Consider the following 2,501-nt stretch of genomic DNA (forward strand, 5'->3'; position numbering starts at 1 on the left):
AACGGGATCTCGATGCCGTGTTCCTTGAGCGAGGTATCCAGCTCCCACAGGTAGGCGGCCCTGATCGCGGCATTGCGACGCGCGGCCTCCTCGGTCAGCCAGACCGCGAGGATGAACTCGACCGCGCTGTCGCCGAAGTTGTCCAGCCAGACCTGCGGCCCCTCGGGGCCCTCCATCGCCAGGGTGAACGGCACCCGTGCGGCGGCTTCCAGCGCGGCCTTCTTCACCAGCTCCTTGTCGGTGCCGTAGGCGACGCCGAACGGCACCCGGATGCGGCGGTTCGCCGAACGGTGGGTCCAGTTGACGACGCGGCCGCTGACGAACTCCGAGTTCGGCACCAGGATGTCGATGTTGTCGTTGGTGGTGATCAGGGTCGCGCGGATGTTGATCGCCTTGACCATGCCGCGCGTGCCGGCCTCCAGCTCGACGAAATCGCCGACCTTCAGCGACTTGTCGAACAACAGGATCAGGCCGGAGACGAAGTTGTTGAAGATCGCCTGCAGGCCGAAGCCCAGGCCGACGCCGAGACCGCCGGCCAGCACAGCGAACTTGGTGACCGACATCCCCAGCACTTCCAGCGCCAGCAGCAGGCCGGCCGCCAGCAGCAGGTAGTGCACGACCCGGTTCAGCGTGTACAGCGAGGCCTGGTTGACGCTGGGCGTGCGCTTGCCATAGCGGCCCAGCGCGCGCTGGACCAGCGCCGAAACCAGCAGCGTGCCGACCATCACCAGCACGGCGGCGAGCAGGCTGCCGACGGTAATGGTGACGTTGGATGTGTGCAGCAACTGGAACTCGAGAAGCGACCGCAGCCCGTCGATGCCCTGCTTCGCGGCCGCATCGGCGATGTCGAGCGTCTGCTCGCCCACCGCCTCGATCGGACTGGCGGCCGTCTCGTTCATCATCGCTCAGGCACTCCCGCCATCGGCGCGGGCCCGCGCCTCGCGCATCTCGTCGAGCGACTCGGCGACCTCGGCCCAGCGCCGGTCGCGCTTGGAGGCCTTGGTGTCGGCGGCGTCGATCAGCAGCTCCAACTGCTCGGCCATGAAGCGGGCGCTGCCGCAGTCGGGCGCCGCGCCGCTGACCCGGTCGCCGCCGATCACCACCAACCAGGTGTCGCCCTCGTTGTAGGGCGCCTCGACTCCGGCCGGCACCGCCTCGGTCAGCGCCTGCCGCCACGCATCGACGACACGGGTGGCCAGGATCGCGGGGATCGGCACTTCCAGCTTCTCCGGTACCTGGTCGACCATCAGCTCGCGGCGCATCTCCAGGCCGTTGCCGGTCCAGCTCATGACCCGCTCGTCGGCCTCGGCATAGCGCAGGGTCCAGCCTCCGCTGGCGTCGCGCGCGAGCATCAACGCGTCCTCGTTGCCGCGCGCCGGCAGACGGGTCAGCATCAGCTCCGGCGCGATGCCGTCGGCGAGCAGACCTTCGACCGCGGTTCCGTAGTTCTCGGTCGCCGGCGGCCAGCCGTGGCCCAGCGCCGGCTTGCAGGCCTCGTCGTCGGCGAACGCCGGCGCCGCCGCCGCGCAGGCGAGCACGAAGGCGCCCAGACGCAGGGCGCGACGCATCGTCGTCGTGCCGCGGGCGCTCACAGCAGGCCGCGGCGCAGGTCGCCGAGCAGGGTCGCCAGATAGGCGGCGAAGCGGGCCGCCGCCGCGCCATCGATCACACGGTGGTCGTAGCTCAGCGAAAGCGGCAGGATCAGGCGCGGCTGGAACGCCTTGCCGTCCCAGACCGGCTTGATCGACGACTTCGAGACGCCGAGGATCGCGACCTCGGGCGCATTGATGATCGGCGTGAACGCGGTGCCGCCGATGCCGCCCAGCGAGCTGATCGAGAAGCAGCCGCCGCTCATGTCGGCCGGACCGAGCTTGCCCTCGCGCGCCTTGCCCGCGAGCTCGCCCATCTCCTTCGCGATCTGCATGACGCCCTTCTTGTCGCAGTCGCGCACGACCGGCACCACCAGCCCGTTCGGGGTATCGGCGGCGAATCCGACGTGGAAGTACTTCTTCAGCACCAGGTTCTCGCCACTGGCGTCGAGCGAAGCGTTGAACTCCGGGTACTTCTGCAGCGCCGCCACCGAAGCCTTCATCAGGAAGGCGAGCATGGTCAGCTTGACCCCGTTCTTCGCCTTCTCGTTCTCCTTGTTGAGGGTGCCGCGCAGCGCCTCCAGCTCGGTGACGTCGGCATCCTCGTGCTGGGTCACGTGCGGGATCATCGCCCAGTTGCGGGCGAGGTTGGCGCCGGAGATCTTCTTGATCCGCGACAGCGGCTTGCTCTCGATCTCGCCGAACTTGGCGAAGTCAACCTTCGGCCAGGGCAGCAGGCTCAGGCCGCCGCCGGCCGCCGCCGGGGCGCCGGAAGCGACCTCGCCCGACATCACGCCCTTGACGAACTTCTGCACGTCCTCGCGGGTGATCCGGCCGGCGCGGGCGCTACCAGCGACCTTCGACAGGTCCACACCCAGCTCGCGGGCGTACAGGCGCACCGCCGGGCTGGCG

At 69.4% G+C, this 2,501-nt stretch carries 3 protein-coding genes; all 3 read right to left on the reverse strand.

The annotated features are described in order from the left end of the window. A partial coding sequence (locus tag FKV24_RS07550; RefSeq protein ID WP_249040956.1) for a mechanosensitive ion channel family protein occupies positions 1 to 902 on the reverse strand: 902 nt, incomplete at its 3' end. Positions 903 to 905: 3 nt separating this feature from the next. After that, a complete protein-coding gene (locus FKV24_RS07555) occupies positions 906 to 1,568 on the reverse strand; it encodes a hypothetical protein (RefSeq protein WP_111267582.1) in 663 nt (220 codons plus the stop codon). A 20-nt stretch (positions 1,569 to 1,588) separates the two neighbouring features. Further along, on the reverse strand, positions 1,589 to 2,501 hold a 913-nt coding region (locus FKV24_RS07560), incomplete at its 5' end, for a 2-oxo acid dehydrogenase subunit E2 (RefSeq protein WP_211371816.1).

Origin of the sequence: Marilutibacter maris, from assembly GCF_006546735.2 — a bacterium.
GTDB lineage: Bacteria > Pseudomonadota > Gammaproteobacteria > Xanthomonadales > Xanthomonadaceae > Marilutibacter > Marilutibacter maris.